Genomic DNA, 22,588 nt, shown 5'->3' on the forward strand with positions numbered 1-22,588 from the left:
TATGATAATTGATAGTGACTTATCATCTGATTAATTATTTTTTAATTTTCTTATTGATTGTCACCAGTGTAATATTATGTAAGCGTCGAAACACTTAAAAGGTGGGGTAGAAAATGTTCTCCCACCTTTTTTCGTTGTAATAGTAGTGTTTATAAACTTGTACCTTTGTAAAAACTAGATATTGATAGGGATACTAATATGAGCAATCAACGGTCTGATAAGGACAATCAAAAATTTGATGATCAAGCGGATAAGTCGTCGACCGAGTCAAATACTCAAGACTACCAAAATAACCAAGACGACTTCAACAATATCTTTAGAAGTTTTGGCCAACAGTATTTAGATCAGTTAAACCAAATCAATCAATTCAATCAGTCTTTATTCAATCAGCCTAGCCAAACTTCAAATCCGTTCGAAGCCAATATGAAGCTATGGCAAGATTCAGTAAATAATTTTAGTCAACTTATGATGCCTAATAGTGCTGAGGACCCTACCTCTCAGCAATCAAACCCATGGCAGAACCTAAATAGTACTGACCAAAACGTTGGCATCCATATAGAAGCTATTAACGAGTTGACTCAAAAGTTTATTAGCGAGACATTAAAACACGTTGGTCACGATTATAGTATCAGTCAATCCATTATGTTTAATCTTATAGATGGTTGGCAACATTTTACTACGGGCGTGACTGATAAAAGGCCTACTGCGTTAGTAGAGCAACAAATGAATCTGTGGCAAGAGCAGTTTCAGCTGTATCAAAACACTTTAATGAATATATCAGGCCATCAAACAGAACCTCTTGTCCGCCCTGAGAAAGGGGATAAACGCTTCAAAGATGAGGATTGGTCAGACAATCCTATGTTTGATTTTTTGAAACAAAGTTATCTGCTCATGGTTAATAGTGTTATGGAGAGTATTGATAACACTGAAGGTATTGATGATAAAAACCGTCAGCGTTTGTCGTTTTTTACTCGTCAGTGGCTAAATGCTATTGCGCCTAGTAACTTCTTATGGAGCAATCCTGAGGTACTACGACTGACTATGGAGTCAGGCGGACAAAACCTGATAAAAGGATTTGAGCAGCTCACAGAAGATATGGAAAAAAGCTCACAGATGCTTAGTATCAGTATGACTGATAGTGACGCTTTTCAGCTTGGCGAAAACATCGCTACCACACCCGGTAAAGTGGTTTTTCGCAATCGTATGTTTGAGTTGATTCAATATACACCGACTACCGCTGAAGTTAACAAACGTCCTTTAGTGATTATACCGCCATGGATCAATAAGTTTTATATCATGGATTTAAGAGAGGAGAACTCATATATCCGCTGGGCATTAAATGAAGGTCACAGTGTATTTGTCATCTCTTGGGCCAATCCAACTCCAGCATACAAAGATGTTGGAATGGAAACCTATATGCACGAGGGTTTACTAGCAGCTTTAGACGTGGTGCAAGAAATCACTGGCGAGCCAGACGCTAATGTCATCGGTTATTGCATCGGTGGTATGCTATTGGCATTGACTTTATCTTGGTTGACTGAGAATAAGCAAGCTGATCGTATCGCTAGTGCAACCTTTTGGGCGACGATATTTGATTTTAGTGATCCTGGCGATTTAGGCGTATTCATCGATGAGCGTACGATCAAGGCTCTTGAGCAAGAAGAGGATCAACAAGGTGTGTTTGATGGTCGTAAAATGGGTCTTGCTTTTAGTTTACTGCGAGAGAACAGCTTATATTGGAATTACTATGTACAAAACTATCTAAAAGGCGAGCGCCCTGTACCTTTCGATCTTTTATATTGGAACTCTGATTGCACCAACGTCACCGCCGCTTTGCATAGCTTCATATTGCGTGAGTTATACGTGGGCAATAAGATGATTAAAAAAGGCGAGCTCAACTTTGACGGGGCAAAAATTGATCTCTCAAAAGTGACTACGCCAACCTACGTTGTAGCAACGCTGCAAGATCATATCGCTAAATGGAAAGGCAGTTACGAGGCGACACAAGTGCTCGGTAGTGATGTCACTTTTGTACTTGGTGAGTCAGGACATATTGCTGGTATTATTAACCCGCCAACAGGTAAATATGGCTTTTATACCCACGAGGATTATGTTGCAGATCCTGATGAATGGTATGAAAAAGCAGAAAAACAGGATGAGAGCTGGTGGCTGCATTGGAGCGACTGGATCGAAAAGCATAGTGCAGGCAAAGTAGATAGTAGACAGCCTGGTATCAAGCATACAGGTAAAGAGTGGCAAGTACTGGGTAATGCTCCAGGCAAATATGTACGTGTCAGGGCGGATGAAGCCTTAGGTGCAGTGGATATATAGTTTCGAATTATTCTTTAACCAAAAAGAGGCTGTATAGTATCCTATACAGCCTCTTTTCTTTGCTGTCACATATATGCTATTTTCTTACTTATTGTTTTATAATGTTATTATCAATCTTGACGTAGGCTACAAACTATATACAATATCTAACATATAAGCTTATTATTTAAACACTGGTTAAAAAGTAATCAAGTGTATATAATATGTGAAAGCTACAATTCTTAAATTGAAACCGGAAATATCTATGTCAGATACCATCAAAGAAAATATTGGAAACCCAAACAAAGCTGAAGTATGGCTCAGCCGTGACAATCCGCATCGGACAATTACAGGTTCTACACCAAACTTTCAGGATCTAATCACTAATCAATTTCGTAAAAGTGAAAGTACTATAGAAGAGTTTACCCGCCAAAGTTCCTATAAAGCAGAAAGTGCCAATTTATTAATAGATGTGACCTCAAAGCATTTACAACAAAATCATCAACAGATTCAAAAAAATGTACAGATACTAAATAATGATATTGACGCCATCACAAACAGTTGGCAAAAGACTTATACCCCAAAGAGACTATGGCAAGAATGGCTAAGCTATAGTGCCGATAGTAGTAAACGCTTACTACAAACCGCTGATGTGCTCAAAGAGCGTGGTGATATTTTTATAGAACATGAATTAGCAGGCGCGCCGCCGGTCTTGGATTATGATTATCAAGTTATCATGGATGCCAGCAACTTTGAACGCCCCTGTAACTATGTTTTACTAAGAATAGAACCACCTGAAGGTATTGTTACCGATGACAATAATCGTCCTTATATTATTATCGATCCTAGAGCGGGGCACGGCGCTGGTATCGGCGGCTTTAAACACGAAAGCCAAGTCGGGGTCGCTCTTAATCAAGGGCATCCGGTCTACTTTGTAGCATTTAAACGTCTGCCAGAGCCCACACAAACTATTGCTGATATCACTTATGCTGAGGGTAGGTTTGTTCGTGAAGTAGAGAAAAGACACCCAAATGCAGAAGAGCCGGTCATTATTGGTAACTGTCAAGGCGGCTGGGCTGCGCTCATTTTAGCGGCAACCAATCCAAATATTACCGGTCCTATTGTGATGAATGGCGCGCCTGTTTCAGCTTGGAGCGGAGAGGTTGGGATTAATCCTATGCGCTACAAAGCTGGTGTCAATGGTGGTACTTGGCTATCTATGCTTAGCGCTGATCTGAATAATGGCGTATTTGATGGAGCGGCACTGGTTGATAATTTTGAAAAAATGACCCCTTATCGTAATTATGTGGGCAAGTATTACGATCTATATAAAAACCCACAAGCCAACCGTAAGCGTTTTCTTGATTTTGAGCGCTGGTGGGGTGGTTTCTTTTTGATGAATGATAAAGAGATCGAATGGATCGTAGAAAATATCTTTATCGGTAATCGCCTTGCACGCAATACTGGACAGTTAGAAAAAGGGGTGAATATTGATCTGCGCAATATAAAAGCCCCAATTATTGCTTTTGCCTCACGCGGTGATGATATTACTCCGCCGCAGCAAGCATTGTCATGGATCTTAGACGCTTACAGTGATGAGAGAGATGTTGAGGTTTGTGGTCAACGTATTATCTATATGATTCACGAACAAGTGGGTCACTTGGGTATCTTTGTCAGCTCAAATATAGCCAATCGTGAGCATACCGGTATTGCCTCAATTATGGATATGATTGAAGTGCTGCCACCCGGTCTGTATGAATTAGACATTGATCATATTGAAGGAAAAGGACAAGAGAAGACTTTTACCGTTGATTTAAAACGTCGTACTTTTGAAGACTTAAGTCAAGCGATAGGAGAAAATCGCACGGATGAAGAAGCCTTTAAGGCGGTGCATCGCTACTCTATGTCGCAAGCCCAAGCTTATGAGCATAACTTGCGTCCACTAGTGAAAGCTATGAGCAATGAAACTTCTGCTCAACTGTTACGTAGCATGCATCCACTGAGACTACAAAGAAGTTTATGGAGTAGTAAGAATCCGCTAGCCGTAGCGACCAGTAATTTGAACAAGGTAGTCACCAATACAGTCGGTGTAAAACAGAATCAAGACTTTGTCCCTACCCAAAAAACTGAAGAAACCCATCGTCCCTCTGATGTTTATGCACAAATAAAATTACCAGCTATCGAGTCTTTGCAGCAAGATAATCTGTTCTTGCAAGTAGAGAAGATGTTTATGGATAGTGTCAGAATGACCCTCGACTTTTGGCGAGATTGGCAAGGTAGATGTACAGAGAGTCTATTCTTTGGAATTTGGACGATGCCATGGTTTCGTCAATATGGTCAATCAGTAGGCTCACGTCGTCTCTTGGACAAAGACGACCTACGCGAGTTGCCAAAGGTTGAGAAGGCACTGACTAAGATTGCCGAAGGTGGTTTTAGCCAAGCGGTAGTACGTATGCTAATTTTGAGCAACATCGTGGCTGACAACAACATAGACCGTGATCAGCTTATGCGTTTGACGGAAGTGTTGACTGAACAAGAACCCTTTACTGACTTATTACCAGCTGAACTGGCCGCCATGATACATACTCAGACGCTTATCGTGCGCTTTGCTGAAGATGAGTCTATACATGCATTGAGCACTTTAATAAAAGACAAATCTGAGCGTATCAAAGCTCTTAAATTAGTGCGTTACGTGGTGGGTAATAAAGCAGAAGACCGCAATCCTGCTACCTTATCTATCATTCAACGTATTAAAGCTGCACTAGACTTAAAAGATGCTGATATCAAACCTTAAACCTTCAATAGGAAGTTTGAGCACAGATCTAAGCATCGACACAAAGTTATAGATAGAACCGACGCAATAAAAATGAAGGCGAATGTGACCAAGCGTATAAACAGCTATTAAGTTTATGCTTTTGGTTACATTCGCTTTTTGTTGGTTCAGTAAAAACTATCACTACTAATAACTTCTTCCCCTAATGCTGCCAATACTTTATCGCCTCTGCCTCTGCCTCTGTCATCAATCATGCTCATCTGACCGTGTATCCGTGCGCGTCCGAACCCTCTTTTAACCCTTTTTCACTACTAGACTTTTCTTTGCCTTAATCTACTGTGAAAGTTCATCTAGTCTCACCAGTATTCGTACGTAATACTTAATAAAATTCAACTTACGTCCATAATAATATAATCACTAATAAACAGTAGTTTATTAGTGATTATATTCTAACTTACAGTATTTAACTAACATAGTATTAAAAAAAGTACAGAAAAAGTAAGTAAAAGTTAGTTATTTATAATTAACCGTCTGTAAGTAAGGAGTCATGAAAGATGCCTTCACATAAAGAGTATAGGGATTATAATATTTTAATGGATGATTCTTACAATATTAATCCCTAAAAAAATATTTTATTGAAATATTGTCAACTTTATGTATAATCTATCTATAAAATAACTGATATTTGTTTATTTTTATCTTATCGCTTTGTATGACTACTTTGCTGATTAACTATTCTATTTTTTCCTTAGTGAATAATAATGTGCCCCTTATGAACTATATTAACTACGTCAAGCTCCGTACTATAAGCTCGCTTGTGATAATGCTGAGTACCTCTTCATTTTTAATAGCTTGCGGATCAGCAGCGAAAAAAGATGCTAAACCAGTACTCAGTAAATCTGTTGTGACAAATACAGTTATTACTAAAAGTCAGCTTGATGAACCTTCATTTGCATATCTTGTTGACTCAACAAAGGTAGGTAACACTAGGCTACTCTCATCAGAAGCATGGCTAACCATAGCAAAAGACAATTTCCAATCAAAACACTACGCGCGAGCACTCAGAGCTGCTAACGAAGCTCTAAGTGTGGATAACAAGCTTGTAGCAGCACGTCAGCTCGCTATGCTATCAGCAGTTAAGGTGACTGAAAATAGTATTGACTCCTACCATGACAATACACTGATGAGTAATAGTGACAAAGATAGGTTTAAAAGTTCATTAACTAGCATGACAACTTTAGTTAATGCTTCAGATGACTAGCTCATTTTTGAAATGAAGCTATTTTAAAGTAAAGCAGTTTCAAAACAGTAGCATCTTTGAGTGAGCAAAAACATTGATCCACTATCATCAATATTCAACCAATAGTGAGCAACGATTTGTGATGAACTTTATTAAAAAAAATATTAGAAGCATTATCAAACCATCTACAGCTATTTTGACAGGGCTAGTTACTATGGGGGTAGCTATGAATACGGCACATAGTGAGCTGTCCATTCAGGAAAAAGACCCAAAATCGAGTATTGTCAATCAGTATGCAGCGCTTAAAAATACTGATGCGAAATCTCCTAAACTTCATGCACTTATTACTGATCTAAACCAGAGAATCGCCCTTAATCCAAAAGACTCCCTAGCATGGGAGATTCTGGCACAAATCTATTATAACAATGGCTATTACGCTTACGCCGTTTACGCAGCAAGCGAAGCAGTAGATTTAGGTCAGAGCACGCCTAAGCTTAAAAAAATATTGCTAAATAGCAGTGCGATTGTCTCAGAGAGTCAATTAGAGGCTGAGTACTTAACCGATGATGTCGATGCCGAATTTTTAAAAGACTATCAGTATGCACTCAGCAAAATATACGGTGAGGTTTATGGCTTTAATTACGATGAGTCATTACCAAAGCCGCCAGCGCCTATTGTCAAACCTAAAGCTGTTAAGACGAAGAGTAAAATAAGTGCTCATCGTCGTACGCCAGTAAAGAAAAAGGCACGATCTGCTCCTGTTAAGAAAAAGGCAGCAGTAAAACCAAAAGCTACACCAAAAGCATCACCTATCAAGAAACCAACTCCTTCTAAAAATAGCAATTCCAAAGCTACTGATCCGTTCAGCATATTGCGCTAATTTCCATATCGCGTAAAAAATAGCAATTATTGAGGTAAATTTTATGGCAAAGCAAGATAGCGTACAAAAAAAACTGGCAAAAGTTCGCGCCCCAAGGGTGCATCTTACTTATGACGTCGAGGTTGGTGACTCAATAGAATCAAAAGAGATTCCATTTGTAGTCGGGGTGTTAGGAGAATTCTCAGGTGATTCTAAGCTTGAGCAGCCGCGCTTAAAAGACAAAAAGTTTGTCGAAGTCGATCTAGATACCTTTGATGAGGTAATGGCAGGACTTGCTCCGCGTGCTACCTTCCGCGTTAACAATGATTTAAGTGATAAAGGTGGCGAGTTTGCCGTTGATTTAGCTTTTAACAGTATCGATGACTTTCGTCCTGAATCTGTGGCTAACCAGATTGAGCCTTTAAAGCAGTTGGTACAAGCACGCGATCGCCTAGCAGATTTGCGTAACAAAATATCAGCTAATGAGAAGCTTGAAGATTTATTAGATGATGTTTTAAAAAACACTGAGCAAGTCAAAAAGATGGCTGAACAAAACCAAACTGATAGTGAGGTATAAAGGATGAGCGCTCAAGCCCAACACAATGCGGTAGCAGATACTGCAGATAACGAAAATTTTGATTTGCTCGAACAGATCGTTGATAAAAGTAATATTGCCAAATCAGACGATGAAAAAAACCGCGCTAAATCGCAAATCGCTGAGCTGGCCAACGAAGTCATGCAAGGCACAGTGACGTTGTCAGACAACCTAGCCGCCTCAATCGATGCACGTATTGCCCAGATTGATGCGCTGATCTCTAAACAGTTAACGACAGTGATGCATGCGCCTGAGTTTCAAAAACTAGAATCTAGCTGGCGCGGTTTGCACTACTTATGCAGTCAAACGCCGTCTGAATCAATGCTTAAGATCCGCATGCTTAATACGACTAAACGTGAGCTAACCAAAGATTTCCAGTCTTCAATCGATTTTGATCAAAGTACCTTATTTAAAAAGATATATGAAGAAGAATTTGGTAGTTTTGGTGGCGAGCCGTATGCCGCTATCGTTGGCGACTTTGAATTTACGCGTCAAAATGCTGATATGTACCTACTCGAGCAGTTATCGCATGTAGCCGCTGCTGCCCATGCACCATTTGTGTCCGCTGCTTCAGCTGAGATGTTTGGACTGGACTCCTTTACTGATATTGGTCGTCCGCGCGATTTATCAAAGATATTTGAGACCGCAGAATACATACGTTGGCGCGCTTTTAGACAATCTGAAGATGCTCGCTACGTAGCGCTTACGGTACCTAGTTTCTTAGGTCGCCTACCGTACAATCCAAAAGACGGTACGGTGGTTGAAGGCTTTAACTTCGTTGAGGAAGTTTCAGGCAACGATCATAGTGACTATCTATGGGTCAATGCCGCGTACGCTTTTGCTTCACGCTTAACCTCAGCTTTCTCAGACTACCGCTGGTGCGCGGCTATTCGCGGCGTAGAAGGTGGTGGCTTAGTTGAAGGTTTACCTGTACATACCTTTAAGACTGATGAGGGTGATTTAGCGCTCAAATGTCCAACCGAGATATCGATCACTGATCGCCGCGAAAAAGAGCTCAGTGATTTAGGGTTTATTCCTCTAGTTCACTGCAAAAACACCAACTATGCTGCCTTTTTTGGTGCCCAATCCGTACAAAAAGCCAAAACTTATCAGAACGATGACGCTAATGCCAATGCCGTATTGTCGACTCAGCTCCAGTACATTATGGCGGTATCCCGTATCGCTCACTATCTAAAGGCGATGATGCGCGATAAAGTCGGCAGCTTTTTAGCCCCCGGTAATGTCGAGTCTTTTTTGAATGATTGGATATCACGTTATGTCTTATTAGACGACGGTGCCTCACAAGAAGCCAAAGCTCAGTACCCGCTGCGCGAAGCTTCTGTACAAGTTGTGGAAGTACCAGGCAAGCCTGGTGTCTACAAGTCAGTGGTCTTTTTGAGACCACATTTTCAGCTTGACGAATTATCTGTTTCTTTGCGTTTGGTCACACAGCTACCGCAAGCCAGTAACAGCTAATCGTCTATTAAAATCCAAAGTTAAATGTTAACTTTTAAATTGAGGTACGTAATATGAAAGATATTTATATTCAGTTTCGTGGCAAGTACAAGATTGATGGCGAGTCACGTGATAGCGAGCATAAAGGCTGGCTTGAGGTAAACACTTGGGATCACCTGATTCGTCAACCTAAGTCAGCGACTGCCAGCAGCGTTGGTGGACATACCTCTGAGCGCTGTGAACACTCTGATATGACGTTCATGAAAGATCTGGATTCGACCAGTCCTAAGTTATGGGAAGCTTGTTCAGCGGGTTACACTTTTGATGAAATTCAAGTTGATTTTTACCGTGCCAATGGCGACAAACGAGTTAAATATTTGGAAGTTAAGCTTAAGCATGCCCTTATTGCTAGTGTTGAGCCTACTGTACGTGCAGAAGGGGTGCCAATTGAAAAAGTAGGCATCAAATATGCAGCAGTTGAGTGGACTTATACACAGCAAGATATTGATGGTACGGCAAAAGGTGCGGTAACTAAGAAGTGGTCACTAGCGAACAATACCGCTACTTATACTGCTTAATAACCAATAAATTTTAGGCAGTTTTTATCGTGATGTATTTGTTGTAATTAAAAAGAAAGGTTTAGATGTAGGCCTTTCTTTTTTTGCTTCATACCTTTGATTAATAGTAATAATAAAAAATAGTGGTAGTAACAATGAAATATGGTACGAAAGGAATTGGCTTTCGCCCCAACTTATTTGAGCAGTTATTTGATGACAATCCGCGGCAAATGACTCAAGAGTTGGTAGTACGGCGTCTGAATATTGATGAGCTAAAGTCTTCTGTGGCACAGGATCTAGAGTCTTTATTAAACACCCGCTGTGTGGTGTCAGATCAGCTGCAAGATTATCAATACGTGCGCTCATCAATATTAAACTTTGGTATTTTAGACTTTGTAGGATTAAGCAGCGCCAACCCTGCTGACTGTGATTATATTTGCAGGCAGATCGCGCAAACGGTAGAGCAACAAGACACTCGTCTTAAAAATGTCAGGGTATCACTAGATATTGGGGCTATTGATGTCAATCAGCTGTGCTTTTCTATTGAAGCATTGCTCAAAGTTTATCCGGCCCAAGAGCTGGTCAGTTTCGATGCGTTTTTTGAACCAAGCTCACAGCGTTACCAAGTTAAATAATTCATATTTCGTTCATACTTGTCGCCATATCTATATATGGCAGCAATTAACAACTACTGAGGTATTATGGACAGTCTACTTCCTTATTTTGAGCATGAGCTTAGCTTATTTAATAAGCAGTCAAAAGAGTTTGCTAAAAAATATCCAAAAATAGCCAACCGCTTATTAATGGGGCAAGATACGGTAGATGATCCGCATATTGAACGGCTGATACAAGCGTTTTCACTCATTAGTGCCCGCATTAATAAAAAACTAGACGACTCCTATGCTGACTTTACCGAATCCTTATTAGAAGTTGTCTATCCCGATTATCTCAAGCCTTTCCCTTCTGTCTCTATTGCCCAGTTTAATCTAGGAGTGCAAGGCACTGCCATGACTGAGGCTGTACAAGTTGCTAAAGGGACTTCTTTTTTGACCCAAAAAGTCAGTGGCACGTCTTGTCAGTTTCAGTCCACTCAAGATGTTACTTTATTACCGCTACAGATCGATAGAGTCAGCTTTGAAACCCACCAAGAGGTTTATGACGATCAGCACGGACTGCTCAACGGTTGTATCAGTATTAAGTTTAAAGGACTAGGTTCAAGCTTTGACTATCAGGCCTTATTGCAACATGCTATTGAGGTTTATATTGATGAAGATGCCAGTCAAGGCACCAGTCTTTGGGATATTTTATGGTGCGATGTCAAACAAAGCCATATTCATGGCCGGCAGGTTCATAAAATTAAGGGTAGTCCTTTTGAGATCACAGGTTTTGATCCTGAGCAGCAGATCCTGCCCAGTCACCGAGTCAGCAACGCCGCTTCTGCCTTATTAAAAGAGTATTTTTATTGTCCAGAGAAGTTTAATTTTTTGCGCTTAAACTTCGCTCAAAGCTGTCCTACGCTAAAGATTGATAATAATGGCTTTGAGATTCGCTGTTATTTTAAAATCGATAAGAAAAACACCATTCGCCTAAAAAACCTGCAACAACTTAGTGCCAGTAGTATCAAGCTATTTTGTACGCCGGTAGTCAATTTATTTAAAACCGCCGCCAAGCCTATTCAAGTGACGCATCGCTCTGTTTATTATGATTTAGTGCCTGATACTCGCGCGCTGATTCAGCATGAGATCTATGAGGTGACCAAGGTCATTGAGTCAAAGCAGGTGAATAACCGTTTATTGCAGCGTGAATATCATCCTTTTTATGCTCTAAATCATTATGAGCAGCACGATGAGGGGCGTTATTACCATATCAAGCGTGATAAGGACATGGCAGAGTTTAAGCAAGGCTTTGAATATCAGATTATGTTTGTCGAAAAGCAGCGCGAAGATCTAGCAGGTGCCGCTAGCATGAGTGCTTCTTTGCTGTGTACTAACAGAGATTTGCCTGCCCAAATAGCTTTTGGTCAAAGCCGCGGTGATTTATTCAGTGAAGGAATGACTGGTTTTAGTAGTTTATCACTGCTTAAACAGCCCACCAGAACCGCGCGTTTTGAGTATACCGGTGAGGAGCGTTGGCGTCTAATCTCCTTGATTAGCCTGAACTTTTTATCATTAGCAGCTCAAGATGCTGAGCTGATGAAAGAGTATTTGTCACTATACGATATTACGCAGTCTGCAGCAAACAAGCAGCTGATTGAAGGGATTGTGTCGGTCACAACCAGTATCAAAGCCCAGCGTATTCAGCGCTTGCCGCAGCCAGGGTTTGTGCGCGGGACAGTGATTGATATTCGTATTAACCAAAAGCATTTTGCCAGCGTAAGTATTCGTCAGTTTGCGCATCTGCTGGCTCATGTATTTGGCTATCATGCCAGTCTAAACAGTTTCGTTGAAGTCGCTATTAGCAATGCCGTAACTAAAGAGGAGATATACAGATGTCAGCCCCGCAGTGGTCTCAGTCCTCTTATCTAACTGAGCTGGTTGCCGCGCCGCAAAGCTACGAGCTGTTGCAAGCGCTGCGGCTAATCTCTCATGAGGCAAGCCTTGGTCATACGCCTATCGAAGTGCGCTTTCGAGCCTCTTTATCATTGGCTTATCCACTGGCTGAGATTGAGTCAATGGCGCTGGTTGCCCAAGATAGTATGGATAGTGGTGTCAAACAACTGGAGATTTATCCTACTGTCATTGGATTGACAGGGCCATTATCTGCTTTGCCAGCGATGTATACCGATCAAATAGCTGCGCGTGTTAACCACAGCAAAGATAAAGCAGCGTCGGCATTTTTGGATTTATTTAATCACCGTTTAACTGACTTGTATGTACAGGCCAGCTGGTTTTATAACTTACCGTTACAGTACGAGATTAATAATAAAAAAGACAGCTATTTACTGAGCCTACGAGCATTGGCGCGCCAGCCTAAAAAATTGACCACTATTGACAGCTTGATCGCTTACGCTGGCATGATAGCGCCAGGACGCCTGACCGCGGATCAACTGGCGCACGTACTATCACACTTTTTAGACAGCGAGGTGAGTGTACAGCAGTTTGTCCCCGAATGGTTTGATTTGCCAGCTAGCGAGCAAACCGCGCTTGGCAGTCAGTATGCAGAGCTTGGCGTGTCCGCCTTTTGCGGCGCGCGCGCAGTACAGTTTGATAGCAAGATACGAGTGGTATTTCATAAACTTGAGGCCAAGCGCTATCTGAGACTGTTGCCGGCAGGTGATATGTACCAAGTTATCGTTGATTTTATTCGCAAGTGGTGCGGCGTCTGCTTAGCAGTCGAGATGCAACTGGAGCTTGATAAGCATTATATCAAGCCTTTATCACTAGCAGAAGATGGTTTTGGCGGCTTAGGGCGCGGTGGGTTTTTGGTAAGTAAACCTGCCAGCTCCGATCATGATGAGACACGTTATGTGCTGCCTATTCAGTGATAAAAGTTTTAGCTCAGCGATAAAAGCCATTAACGAGCCGCAATAAATTTATAACGAACATTTAAGAGAATAGTAGAGGAAGCCACTTATGAGTCAGTTAAAAGCCGTTATCACCCGTTTAAGTCCCAGCTGTCGCCAATGTTTGCAGCAGGCGGCTAGATTGTGCATCGATAAAGGTCATCGTGAAGTCGATATCATGCATCTACTGCATGAGTTGATTGCAACGCCGCATAATGATGTAGATCAGATACTAAAGTTCAATAAGATCAGTCCCCAGTCGTTGTTACTTTCTTTAGCAGACTTGCTTGAAACCTTTAGCCTTGCTACAGGTATTACCCCTGTGTTTAGTCAGCGTTTGATAGCACTGCTTGAGGACTCATGGGAGCTGGCAAGTAGTCAATATAGCAGTCAGCATAGTGGTACTCACAGTAGTGGGCTTGAGATACGTTCAGGTCATATTTTGCTCACGCTATTGACGCATGAGCGCTATCAGTCGCTCCTTAAGACGCTTCCTGAACAGCTACAATATATCGATCGCTTTACCCTAAAAGATGATTACGAGCGTCAATGTGCGGGTAGTACCGAAGGCAGTGGAGCGACTACAAGCAGCAAAGCTAAGGCGGATGAAGGAAGCGGGCGGCAAGCAGAGGTTGAGAGCACAGCGCCTGATGAATCGACTGATCAGCTGACGCCAGCACTAGATAAATATACGTATGATTTAACTGCCAAAGCTCGTGCTGAGCACATTGATCCTGTTATTGGCCGCGAGTTTGAGATTCATCAGCTGATCGATATCTTGATCCGCCGCCGGCAGAATAATCCTATCTTGACGGGTGAGGCCGGCGTGGGTAAAACGGCAGTGGTTGAAGGCTTGGCGCAAAAGATCGTTGAAGGTCAGGTGCCTGATCAGTTAACAGAGGTGGCTATACACAGCTTAGATATGGGCTTGCTACAAGCGGGCGCCAGCGTGAAAGGTGAGTTTGAGAATCGCTTAAAACAAGTCATTGAAGAGGTGCAAGCATCGACAAAGCCGATTGTCTTATTCATTGATGAGGCGCATACGCTTATAGGGGCAGGCGGGCAAGCGGGTCAAAACGATGCGGCTAATCTGCTCAAACCAGCACTAGCGCGCGGTGAGCTTAGAACCATTGCTGCCACTACTTGGTCGGAGTATAAAAAGTACTTTGAAAAGGACGCCGCCTTATCGCGCCGCTTCCAAGTCGTTAAGGTCGACGAGCCAGATATTAATACCGCTGTGGCGATGATCCGTGGTCTTAGTGCCAAGATGCAAGATCATTTTAATATCTTAATCGATGACGATGCCCTACAAGCAGCGGCCGAGCTCTCAGCACGTTATATCAGTGATAGACAGCTGCCTGATAAAGCGGTAAGCGTGCTCGATACCGCCGCTGCGCGCGTGAGCCTATCAAAAACGGCTATGCCCAATCAGCTTGATCGATTGCATGCAACCGATAAACAGCTTAAGCAGCATATCAACACGCTTAGTCAGCAGCTTGAGCGTATCGGTAGCGTTGATGACAAAGAAAAGATCAGTCAACAAATAGCACTACTAGACGCGCAGCGTCAAAGCAACCAGCAAAAAATTACTGATATGACCACAGGCTGGCAAGCACAAAAAGCGCTGACTGATAAACTCGATGCGATTAATCAGCAGCTCACAGCGAATACTGAAAAGAGCCATGAGCTGACTGCAAAAGAGCGCTTAGAGAAACAAGCTGAATATCAAGCGACCGAGCAGGCCCTAAAACAAGCGCAAGAAGCGCATCGTCTGGTTCATGCCGTGCTTGATCGGCAAGTGATTAAACAGATTATTTCGGACTGGACGGGTATCCCCCTCAACGACATGGCAGGCAATGAAAAAAACCATATCTTAAGCTTAGCTGACACCCTGCAAAGCCGGGTCATAGGTCAAGATCACGCCATCAAAGCCATCGTCAAACGTATCCATACCGCCAAAGCACGCCTCGATGATCCTAATCGTCCGCAAGGGGTATTTATGCTGGTAGGGCCAAGCGGCGTGGGTAAGACCGAAACTGCTTTGGCATTGTCTGAGGTGTTATACGGCGGCGAGCGCAATTTGATCACCATTAATTTATCAGAATATCAAGAAGCCCATAGCGTAGCTTCATTAAAAGGATCGCCCCCAGGCTATGTAGGTTATGGGGAAGGCGGGGTATTAACAGAAGCCATTAGACGCCGTCCTTATAGCGTGTTATTGCTGGACGAAGTCGAAAAGGCGCATCCTGATGTTCTAGATTTATTTTATCAAGTGTTTGATAAAGGGGTTATGGAAGATAGTGAAGGGCGACTGATTGATTTTAAAAACACCCTGATCTTATTGACCAGCAATGTGGGCTCATCGGCTATTATGCAACAGTGTATCAATACTGATCCCAACAATACTGACTTTAGCCTGCCAGATAGTGAGACGCTCAAACAAGCTATTAATCCGCAGCTATATAAAGCGTTTAAACCGGCGTTTTTGGGTCGTCTCACCACTATCCCTTATTATCCACTAACTGACGACGCGCTGGCTGAAATTATTCGTCTCAAGCTTGATAAGATCACCAGCCGTATTCGTGATAATTATGATGTGCCTTGTGATATCGATCCTGAGGTCATTGAGCTGATTTTATCGCGTTGTTGTGAGGTCGACTCTGGCGCCCGTAATGCCGATGCGATTATCAGTCATACCTTACTGCCGCAGCTGGCAGGTAAGCTTTTGGCGCATGATGACAGTCAAAGTAAGCTCAAAAAGATTACCGTATTCGTCAATGACGAGGACGAGTTTGCTTATCGCCTAGAGTGCGACCCTATCGTCGCGCTCAACCAAATGGCCCAGTCTAGTGAGTCTAATGATGAAGCTGAGGACACCACTAAAAATAAAGCAGCTAACACAGCGGCCAAAAAATCAGTTGTAAAGAAAGAAACAACGAAGTCTACGGCGACTAAAAAAAACACCAAAGAGAAAACGAGTATAGCGAAAACGACGACAAAAAAGCCAGCTGCTAAAGCCACTACAAAAAAGTTTAGCAATAAGGAGGTATTATAATGAGTGCTGATCATGCATCGTTTACTGGCTCACTTAGTAGCTCATTTAGTAGCATAGACACACTAATAACTCCTATTGCCGATAGTCATCATGGCGTGGGCGAGGATTTAACCTTTGATCCTCGCATGGATGCCATTATCGCTGCTCGTAAAGAGGACGATCCACTCTTAGCGCAAGGCAACTGGGTCACTGAGCTCAAAGTCGCTGATTGGGACTTTGTCAAAAACCAATGTGCAGACTTACTAAGCCATACCAGTAAAGACATCAAGCTGGCATTATGGTACGTCGATGCGCTCAGTCACACTGATCATCTGGCTGGTATCAGTCATGGACTAAGTCTGCTACAAGCGCTCAATGACGAGTATTGGTTGACCATGTATCCCTCGCTAGATGGCGAAGATGACAGCATGGATATTAGGGCAGGGCTGCTGTCTTGGTTCGTGAAAACGCTAACTGATGATCTAAAGCAGCTACCGCTCTCTGATAATAAAACGGGCAATTACAACTATAACTACTACTTAACCGCTCGGGATCACGACAAGCAGCGCCAGCAAAACCCAGAGAGTGAAATCAGTAGCGAGTTTACACTTAGCGACTATAATCAAGCAATAAAAAGCAGCAGTGAGCACTGGCAGCAAACGCTTATGATTGAGCTTAGCACTATTACGGCGCAGTGGCAGGAACTGACTGATCAGCTCAACGATCTGATGGGTATGGACGCGCCAGTCTTTGCACCCGTAACCGATCTATTGACAGCGCTTACTCAGCACCTAACGCCTTTGCTCCCTGAGACATTTGAGAATGCAGATCTTGAAGACAGTAACACTGATCATCAAACAGACGACAGGGCAGCTGTAGACCATAGTGATCAAGTTCTAGCAAACTCAATACCTACTGGCTTTAATCCTAAAAGCCGCGATCATCAAAGCAATCGTCGCCAAGCGCTTAAACTATTAGGCCAAATTCAGGACTACTTTGCTACCAACGAGCCGCACAGTCCCGTAACCTTCTTGCTTGGTCGCGCCATCGATTGGGCTGATATGCCCCTTGATCAATGGCTCGCTCATATCATAAAAAGCGAAGATCAGCTGGCGATGCTTTCTGACATGATAGGTATCAAGCCTAAGCGTGAGTCATCTGAAGAGGAGTATTGAGTCACTCCTGCTTTTCGCTGCTATCTTGCTTGTCCACTAGAGCGGTGACTATTAGCCAGTAGCGTTCCTGTTATCTCGATAACACTCCTAGCTAAGTCACCGCAATCTAGTAGTCAAGCAAGTATATCTGCTACACTCAGGGCTAGCGGTGGCATCTATTTTTTGCAGATAGTGGTCGTGATTAGAGTTTGTATGCTAAATTATGATAAAAACCACCCGAAGGCTGTTAAGTAGAAATAATAATAAATTATCCTTTCTCACCCTCAAACTGCCAAATCACCTCGCCCCAATCATTGTTAGGGTAATCTGGCATAATGTCACCTTGCTTAAAGTAAGCTCGGCTGTTCTCTTTAGCTAAAGTGAACCAGTAGCCTGGTTTGGGGCAAGGCTGATTTGCTGGACAACGTCCTTTGGCTTGACTGGTGATCTCAGATTTAGCGGTAGGCTGGTTTTCGTAGTAAGGCGTCATGTCTTCGCCAGCCTCTTGACGCCCCATAAATTCATCGTAGGTTATTTTATAGGGATCAATGGATACAAACTTACTGGTATCAATACCTGTCTTCTCTAGTACAAGGGGTAGGGTGTAGTCGGGCTGATCTTGTTGGATGTTTAAGCCCATCTCTAATGCTTGGGTCTCTGATTGTAATCTTGCTAGCGGTAAATCCTTGTATTCTTCTGGATAGTATTGATCCCAACTATTTCTGTTTACGGAGTCTACCATCTGTTGCACTAACTCTTTTTCACTAAGAATATCTAAGTCCATCAAATAATATCGGTTGTTTGTGGCAGGGTCGGTTTGCCTGTTGTAACGTATATCCATAAAAACATCTGTACCATGGCGTAGTTGCCATGTATGTATATCATCTAGTTGCATCCATTCTTCAAAGGTGAGAGGGTAAGTAAAGTCTAAATTTAAATCGCTTGTATGATCCGCAATTGTAAAATCAAAGCTGTCTTGTTTAAAAAGACGTGGAGATCCAATACTATAATTAAAAACCCATCCTTTATTCTCAAGCTCATCAAATAAAGTCATAGTTTGATCGTAGGCTTTTTCGTCAGTAATATTATTACTTTCATCACGAAGAAAAAAAGATATGGAAAGAAACTCTAAAGAACGGTCATTATCTTTGAGGTTATCTAACCCCATAACCGTAACGACATTATTTAAAGTTATTTGCCCATTAGGATAAATAAAGGTGGTGGTTGCCATGTTAGAAGTAGGAAAGTTATAGCCTTGAAACGTAACTCCCATAGGCTGAGCATCGTTTTCTTGAAACGCTGTATATTCAGGATTGCTCTCATACAATGCTTTTGCAGTTGTATTTAAAACAATCTCTAACGGTTTATCAGGCATAGTGACCTCTGGTTCGGCTTGGCAAGAAGTAGCCGTTAAAATAATGGAGATATAAAAAATAAAATAAGTTAATTGTTTAAACATACTCATCTACTTATCTAATTAAAATTGACCCAACGGTCTGCCTTGTTGTACCAGCCTGCCATGGTTCGCAGCTGTGTCTCCATATAGGTAGTTTCAGTTTGCATCAAGCCATGAAATTTTTTAGCAACCTGATTGATCCATGTCATACGACTGTCATAATCATAAACTACAGTACCCTCAGGCGCATGTGAGATATATCTTTCAGTGTTAGTAGAGCAATCACTAGTAAAAAACAAGGCAACATTAGGTGCAAGCCAACTAAACAGTCCCATTGAATCGATTTCACGCCTGTTTCTCCAGCCTTCGTATATTAGAGGCTGTAAAATCTCACCTTGTTCATGTTCAGCTATAATTAATAAATTTTGGTATTGAGCTTTTAGTTTATTGTTTTTGAGACGAGCATTCTCGAACTTCTTAACTTCATCAAAGCCTTTTTTTATAAATTCGTTGCTTCTGAGATTATTGATTTTGGATAATGAATCTTTTGCCCAGTCTGCTTTATAGATAGCTGATTTTATCTCAGGAACAAGTGTATTAGTGTTTCGCTTACTCATGCAATTGAAAAAAACTTCAGACCCAAACTTACTGTAATAATGATGCCACCCTGCGATATCTTGGAACAGCCAAAAGTTACCTTGGCCAAACCAATCACTAGCAGTAACTACAATGCCATGCTTAGTTGATGTCAGTGTCCAATGCTCTAGCGTACAAGCTACAGTCTTACTCGCAAAGGCTCCAAGTGCCATCCAGTAAAAGCGACCTTTTTTACTCTGATCACCATTTTCTTCAGTTTCCAAATAAAATCGTGCATAGGTGCCTGCGATCCGTCTGGCTCTTACGCTATAGCTGTCTACAAAGTTGTAAGAGTTTGCAGACACTTCTTCGCTTAAACGTTTTAGGCAAAACTGTTGAGAAACAGACCATAACTCCTCACAAGTACAACTCACTGGCGTACAGCTATTTACAGTAGTATTCGTCTTAGTCTTTACTTTTATAACCATTTATTTATCCTACTTATTATTTCTGTTATTGAATGTAGACCAGACTAACTGCATTTTTATCTCGTCTTCTTTATCTCCAGAATCGATACGAGGCGTTTTACCTTCAACATCTGATTCTGACTTTATATTGACATTCTTTCCCGTTAATAGGTATTTCATATTTGGTAGTGGATTACCCATCGGATCAACTAACTGCACCTGCTCATCAAAGAACTCTTTTTCTAGCAGCTTATCGAAAGGTAAGCGCGATAAATAACTACTATCAACCGCGCCCACCGCCTTAGAATGCTTACCGCCTTTCTCCGTCACCTCTTTAGCAGCGATAGTAATATTAGACCCATCGAGGGTAATGCTCGCGCCCCCTGCCGTTATCGTAATCTTATTGGTTGCAACAACCTCAACCTCTTTGGTAGAGGAGGTGATGTTCACATCTTGCTTAGCCGTGGCTTCCATTTTCCCTGTATGCGCGGACAGGGTGATGTTGTCTTTGGCGTTAGTGAAGCTCACTTGACCGTCGGCTACGATGTTGAGCGCTTCACTACTAATTTGGCTATGAGTATCACCACTGCTAATATTTAGGTCTTGCTGAGTGGTGCTGATCATCTCACCCATAGTTCTATGAATAATCGTATCTGCGCTGACATAGCTAATATCCGCGTTACTATCGATCAGGGTAAAAGGCGTCGTTTGATGGGTGTTGGTTTGTTGTTCTTTGGCGATAGTCTCTAATTGAGTTTTAATCGCTTTATGATCGTTCACATTGCGACCGAGTCCTGTTGCTAGTTGGGTAAGGCGTTCTACTAAATACTGACCACCGAGACTCGTTTGAGTCAGGGTCGGGGTATGCTGTTGATAATTATGCTCTTGGGCTTGCGCGTGGGTCTGGGCTTGGGTGGAGAGGACTAAAGCTTCACCTGACTTGATATTGATCTGCGCGTTGGTTGCGGCGCTGATGCCTTGTTTGGGTGTCTCTGCTGGATTAATCACACCCATCTTTAAGGTGGCACTCACTTGTCCGTCTCTAACATTAAACTGTGAGTAGGCGTTGTCCTCTCTATGATCGCTGATCCATTCAGCAAGGTTGCTATCGGTATGGCGATAACCGCTCTCGACCGCTTGTTCGTCAGTTGTAGCAAACAGGCTAGGGCGAGTTTGGGTGAGGAGGCTACCGGTATTAATCAGATGCTCGCTATCACCGATAGACTGTATAAGGGTTTGATCATCAAATCTGTGGGTGAAGTGATTGCCGTAGTTGCTACCCGCTTGTGCTTCTATTCTATTGATAGCTTGTGCCAGGTTGTCTAATAAGTAGCTATGGGTTGGCGTCATATGATTGCGGCTGTCACCATCGCTTTGCATACCGGTAATACCCGTCATCGGTGGCAGTACATTTCTGCTATACAGCTGACCGACCCATGGGGTATCAGCACTGATTAAGGTCAGCTGAGTCAAATGACTGCCAGCGTCTAAGGTTGAGGCATGACGCTGCTGGTGGCGACGGCTATTGGTGAGTCCAGTGACATGGCTCAGGCTATTACGCGCTAAATGCAAGATTTGTGTGGCGCGGTAATGATGATTCAATGAGCTGTGATCGGTTAAGATAAAGGTATCGGCGATGTTTAGGTCAGTGGCGGTAGTAAGGGCTTTATAGATGCGGTAACGGCTATGATGTTGATTTGCTATTATGCTGGCTTCATCTATGGTTTCGGTATCAGTGACGGGCGCAAAGGCGGCTGGGGTGTCAAAGGTTAGGGCCGAGGGGCTAGTTTGGTTCGCCACATCCGCTGACTGCGCGGGGTGGGAGACTGCAAGACTGTTAAAGCGCTGTACACTCACGTGACTTGGCTGGGCCGCATACTGCTCGCTAATAGCGATAATAGGCGCGTCCACACGGTCATGCAATACTTGACCGAAACGCAATGCGCCAATGTTGGAGCTAATGCCGTCCTCAGTGCTGGGGTAGGCAGAGGTAATGATAAGCTTAGGCGGGGTATGCTGCTTTGTTTGACTGTGCTTTAGATAAGCGGTGAGTCCTTGACGCGAGAGACGCTCGCAAATGTGACTCCAGTCGCTCATCTGCCACTGAGTCATACGCACTGGTGTCCAGCTGGTACTATTATTACTGGCAACACTGCCACTGTCATCCACTACGTCAATCTCAAAGGGCGCACTGCGCTCAGCGACCATCGCTTGTACCGGTATCTTGGTGTCTATCTGATTACGCGTGTATTGGTGCAATTGATAGGTGCTGGGCTGGGCAATAAGACGGTAATAGCCATAGCTGCCATCAACATCAATCTGCTGACCATTGATAATATACAGATGACGATAAGCCATGCCACTGGGGACATCAAAGCTTAAGGTCAGTGCGTTACCCAGTAGAGAGGTTAGTGTCGCAAAGGCGGGTAGGTGACGCTCATGGATATAGACCTGTAGCACGTAGGTATCGATGCCGTGCTGCTGATTACGGTGCCTGATTGTAGTAATCAGCTCACTTTCATCAGTAGCATCCAGCAAACAGTTGAGCCACACTTGATGATGACCGATATCTTGGCGCATGCTTGGCGTTAGCGCTTGGGTGCTGCTCTCAGCACCGTAGAGTCTGTCAGCGATCATGGGCAGGGGGGTATTGGTTATACGGAGCATAAC

At 42.8% G+C, this 22,588-nt stretch carries 15 protein-coding genes; 12 read left to right on the top strand and 3 right to left on the bottom strand.

Annotation, left to right across the window (positions count from 1 at the left end; all coding sequences use genetic code 11):
• Positions 1–198 precede the first annotated feature (198 nt).
• From phaC to tssA, 12 genes are all read left to right on the top strand, one after another.
• The gene (gene phaC / locus ACR63N_RS06040; RefSeq protein WP_367103355.1) at positions 199–2,331 is read left to right on the top strand and encodes a class I poly(R)-hydroxyalkanoic acid synthase; all 2,133 of its coding nucleotides are present in this window, start codon (positions 199–201) and stop codon (positions 2,329–2,331) included.
• A gap of 244 nt (positions 2,332–2,575) precedes the next feature.
• Positions 2,576–5,104, top strand: a complete 2,529-nt coding sequence (locus ACR63N_RS06045; RefSeq protein ID WP_367103354.1) for a DUF3141 domain-containing protein — start codon at positions 2,576–2,578, stop codon at positions 5,102–5,104.
• A gap of 751 nt (positions 5,105–5,855) precedes the next feature.
• The gene (locus ACR63N_RS06050) at positions 5,856–6,344 is read left to right on the top strand and encodes a hypothetical protein (RefSeq protein WP_472782593.1); all 489 of its coding nucleotides are present in this window, start codon (positions 5,856–5,858) and stop codon (positions 6,342–6,344) included.
• Positions 6,345–6,549: 205 nt separating this feature from the next.
• Positions 6,550–7,203 (top strand): hypothetical protein, encoded by a 654-nt coding sequence (locus ACR63N_RS06055; protein WP_367103352.1) that lies wholly within the window; start codon positions 6,550–6,552, stop codon positions 7,201–7,203.
• Positions 7,204–7,246: 43 nt separating this feature from the next.
• Positions 7,247–7,759 (top strand): type VI secretion system contractile sheath small subunit, encoded by a 513-nt coding sequence (gene tssB, locus ACR63N_RS06060; RefSeq protein WP_367103351.1) that lies wholly within the window; start codon positions 7,247–7,249, stop codon positions 7,757–7,759.
• A gap of 3 nt (positions 7,760–7,762) precedes the next feature.
• Entirely contained in the window at positions 7,763–9,253 is a 1,491-nt protein-coding gene (gene tssC / locus ACR63N_RS06065) for a type VI secretion system contractile sheath large subunit (protein ID WP_367111753.1), read from the top strand.
• Positions 9,254–9,306: 53 nt separating this feature from the next.
• Positions 9,307–9,810, top strand: coding sequence for an Hcp family type VI secretion system effector (locus ACR63N_RS06070; RefSeq protein ID WP_367103349.1), 504 nt, complete (start codon positions 9,307–9,309; stop codon positions 9,808–9,810).
• A gap of 134 nt (positions 9,811–9,944) precedes the next feature.
• Positions 9,945–10,424 carry a type VI secretion system baseplate subunit TssE gene (gene tssE / locus ACR63N_RS06075; RefSeq protein ID WP_367103348.1) on the top strand — a complete coding sequence of 160 codons (480 nt, stop codon included), beginning with the start codon at positions 9,945–9,947 and terminating at the stop codon, positions 10,422–10,424.
• Between the two features lie 66 nt (positions 10,425–10,490).
• Positions 10,491–12,314 carry a type VI secretion system baseplate subunit TssF gene (gene tssF, locus ACR63N_RS06080; RefSeq protein WP_472782594.1) on the top strand — a complete coding sequence of 608 codons (1,824 nt, stop codon included), beginning with the start codon at positions 10,491–10,493 and terminating at the stop codon, positions 12,312–12,314.
• A complete protein-coding gene (gene tssG / locus ACR63N_RS06085; protein ID WP_367103346.1) occupies positions 12,278–13,273 on the top strand; it encodes a type VI secretion system baseplate subunit TssG in 996 nt (331 codons plus the stop codon). The genes tssF and tssG overlap by 37 nt, the downstream gene beginning before the upstream one ends.
• Before the next feature lie 88 nt (positions 13,274–13,361).
• On the top strand, positions 13,362–16,346 hold the full coding sequence (tssH, locus tag ACR63N_RS06090) for a type VI secretion system ATPase TssH (RefSeq protein ID WP_472782595.1): 2,985 nt from the start codon (positions 13,362–13,364) through the stop codon (positions 16,344–16,346).
• Entirely contained in the window at positions 16,346–17,500 is a 1,155-nt protein-coding gene (gene tssA / locus ACR63N_RS06095) for a type VI secretion system protein TssA (protein ID WP_367103344.1), read from the top strand. Before tssH ends, tssA begins: the two co-directional genes overlap by 1 nt.
• 247 nt (positions 17,501–17,747) lie before the next feature.
• Here the strand turns inward: tssA and ACR63N_RS06100 are convergent, their stop codons facing one another.
• From ACR63N_RS06100 to ACR63N_RS06110, 3 genes are read right to left on the bottom strand one after another with little or no spacing between them, the layout of a single operon-like run.
• On the bottom strand, positions 17,748–18,938 hold the full coding sequence (locus ACR63N_RS06100) for a hypothetical protein (protein ID WP_367103343.1): 1,191 nt from the start codon (positions 18,936–18,938) through the stop codon (positions 17,748–17,750).
• A gap of 14 nt (positions 18,939–18,952) precedes the next feature.
• Entirely contained in the window at positions 18,953–19,939 is a 987-nt protein-coding gene (locus tag ACR63N_RS06105; protein WP_367106017.1) for a DUF2515 family protein, read from the bottom strand.
• Positions 19,940–19,948: 9 nt separating this feature from the next.
• Positions 19,949–22,585 carry a DUF2345 domain-containing protein gene (locus ACR63N_RS06110; RefSeq protein WP_367106016.1) on the bottom strand — a complete coding sequence of 879 codons (2,637 nt, stop codon included), beginning with the start codon at positions 22,583–22,585 and terminating at the stop codon, positions 19,949–19,951.
• Positions 22,586–22,588: the final 3 nt, after the last annotated feature.

It is taken from the genome of Psychrobacter sp. M4, from assembly GCF_055699795.1.

Bases quoted from the DNA above. Each gene is read 5' to 3' on its own strand.
- ACR63N_RS06045 (WP_367103354.1), top strand. From the start codon at position 2,576: ATGTCAGATACCATCAAAGAAAATATTGGAAACCCAAACAAAGCTGAA.
- tssF (WP_472782594.1), top strand. From the start codon at position 10,491: ATGGACAGTCTACTTCCTTATTTTGAGCATGAGCTTAGCTTATTTAAT.
- phaC (WP_367103355.1), top strand. From the start codon at position 199: ATGAGCAATCAACGGTCTGATAAGGACAATCAAAAATTTGATGATCAA.
- tssH (WP_472782595.1), top strand. From the start codon at position 13,362: ATGAGTCAGTTAAAAGCCGTTATCACCCGTTTAAGTCCCAGCTGTCGC.
- ACR63N_RS06070 (WP_367103349.1), top strand. From the start codon at position 9,307: ATGAAAGATATTTATATTCAGTTTCGTGGCAAGTACAAGATTGATGGC.
- ACR63N_RS06055 (WP_367103352.1), top strand. From the start codon at position 6,550: ATGAATACGGCACATAGTGAGCTGTCCATTCAGGAAAAAGACCCAAAA.
- tssA (WP_367103344.1), top strand. From the start codon at position 16,346: ATGAGTGCTGATCATGCATCGTTTACTGGCTCACTTAGTAGCTCATTT.
- tssB (WP_367103351.1), top strand. From the start codon at position 7,247: ATGGCAAAGCAAGATAGCGTACAAAAAAAACTGGCAAAAGTTCGCGCC.
- tssG (WP_367103346.1), top strand. From the start codon at position 12,278: ATGTCAGCCCCGCAGTGGTCTCAGTCCTCTTATCTAACTGAGCTGGTT.
- ACR63N_RS06100 (WP_367103343.1), bottom strand. From the start codon at position 18,938: ATGTTTAAACAATTAACTTATTTTATTTTTTATATCTCCATTATTTTA.
- tssC (WP_367111753.1), top strand. From the start codon at position 7,763: ATGAGCGCTCAAGCCCAACACAATGCGGTAGCAGATACTGCAGATAAC.
- ACR63N_RS06105 (WP_367106017.1), bottom strand. From the start codon at position 19,939: ATGGTTATAAAAGTAAAGACTAAGACGAATACTACTGTAAATAGCTGT.
- ACR63N_RS06050 (WP_472782593.1), top strand. From the start codon at position 5,856: ATGAACTATATTAACTACGTCAAGCTCCGTACTATAAGCTCGCTTGTG.
- tssE (WP_367103348.1), top strand. From the start codon at position 9,945: ATGAAATATGGTACGAAAGGAATTGGCTTTCGCCCCAACTTATTTGAG.
- ACR63N_RS06110 (WP_367106016.1), bottom strand. From the start codon at position 22,585: ATGCTCCGTATAACCAATACCCCCCTGCCCATGATCGCTGACAGACTC.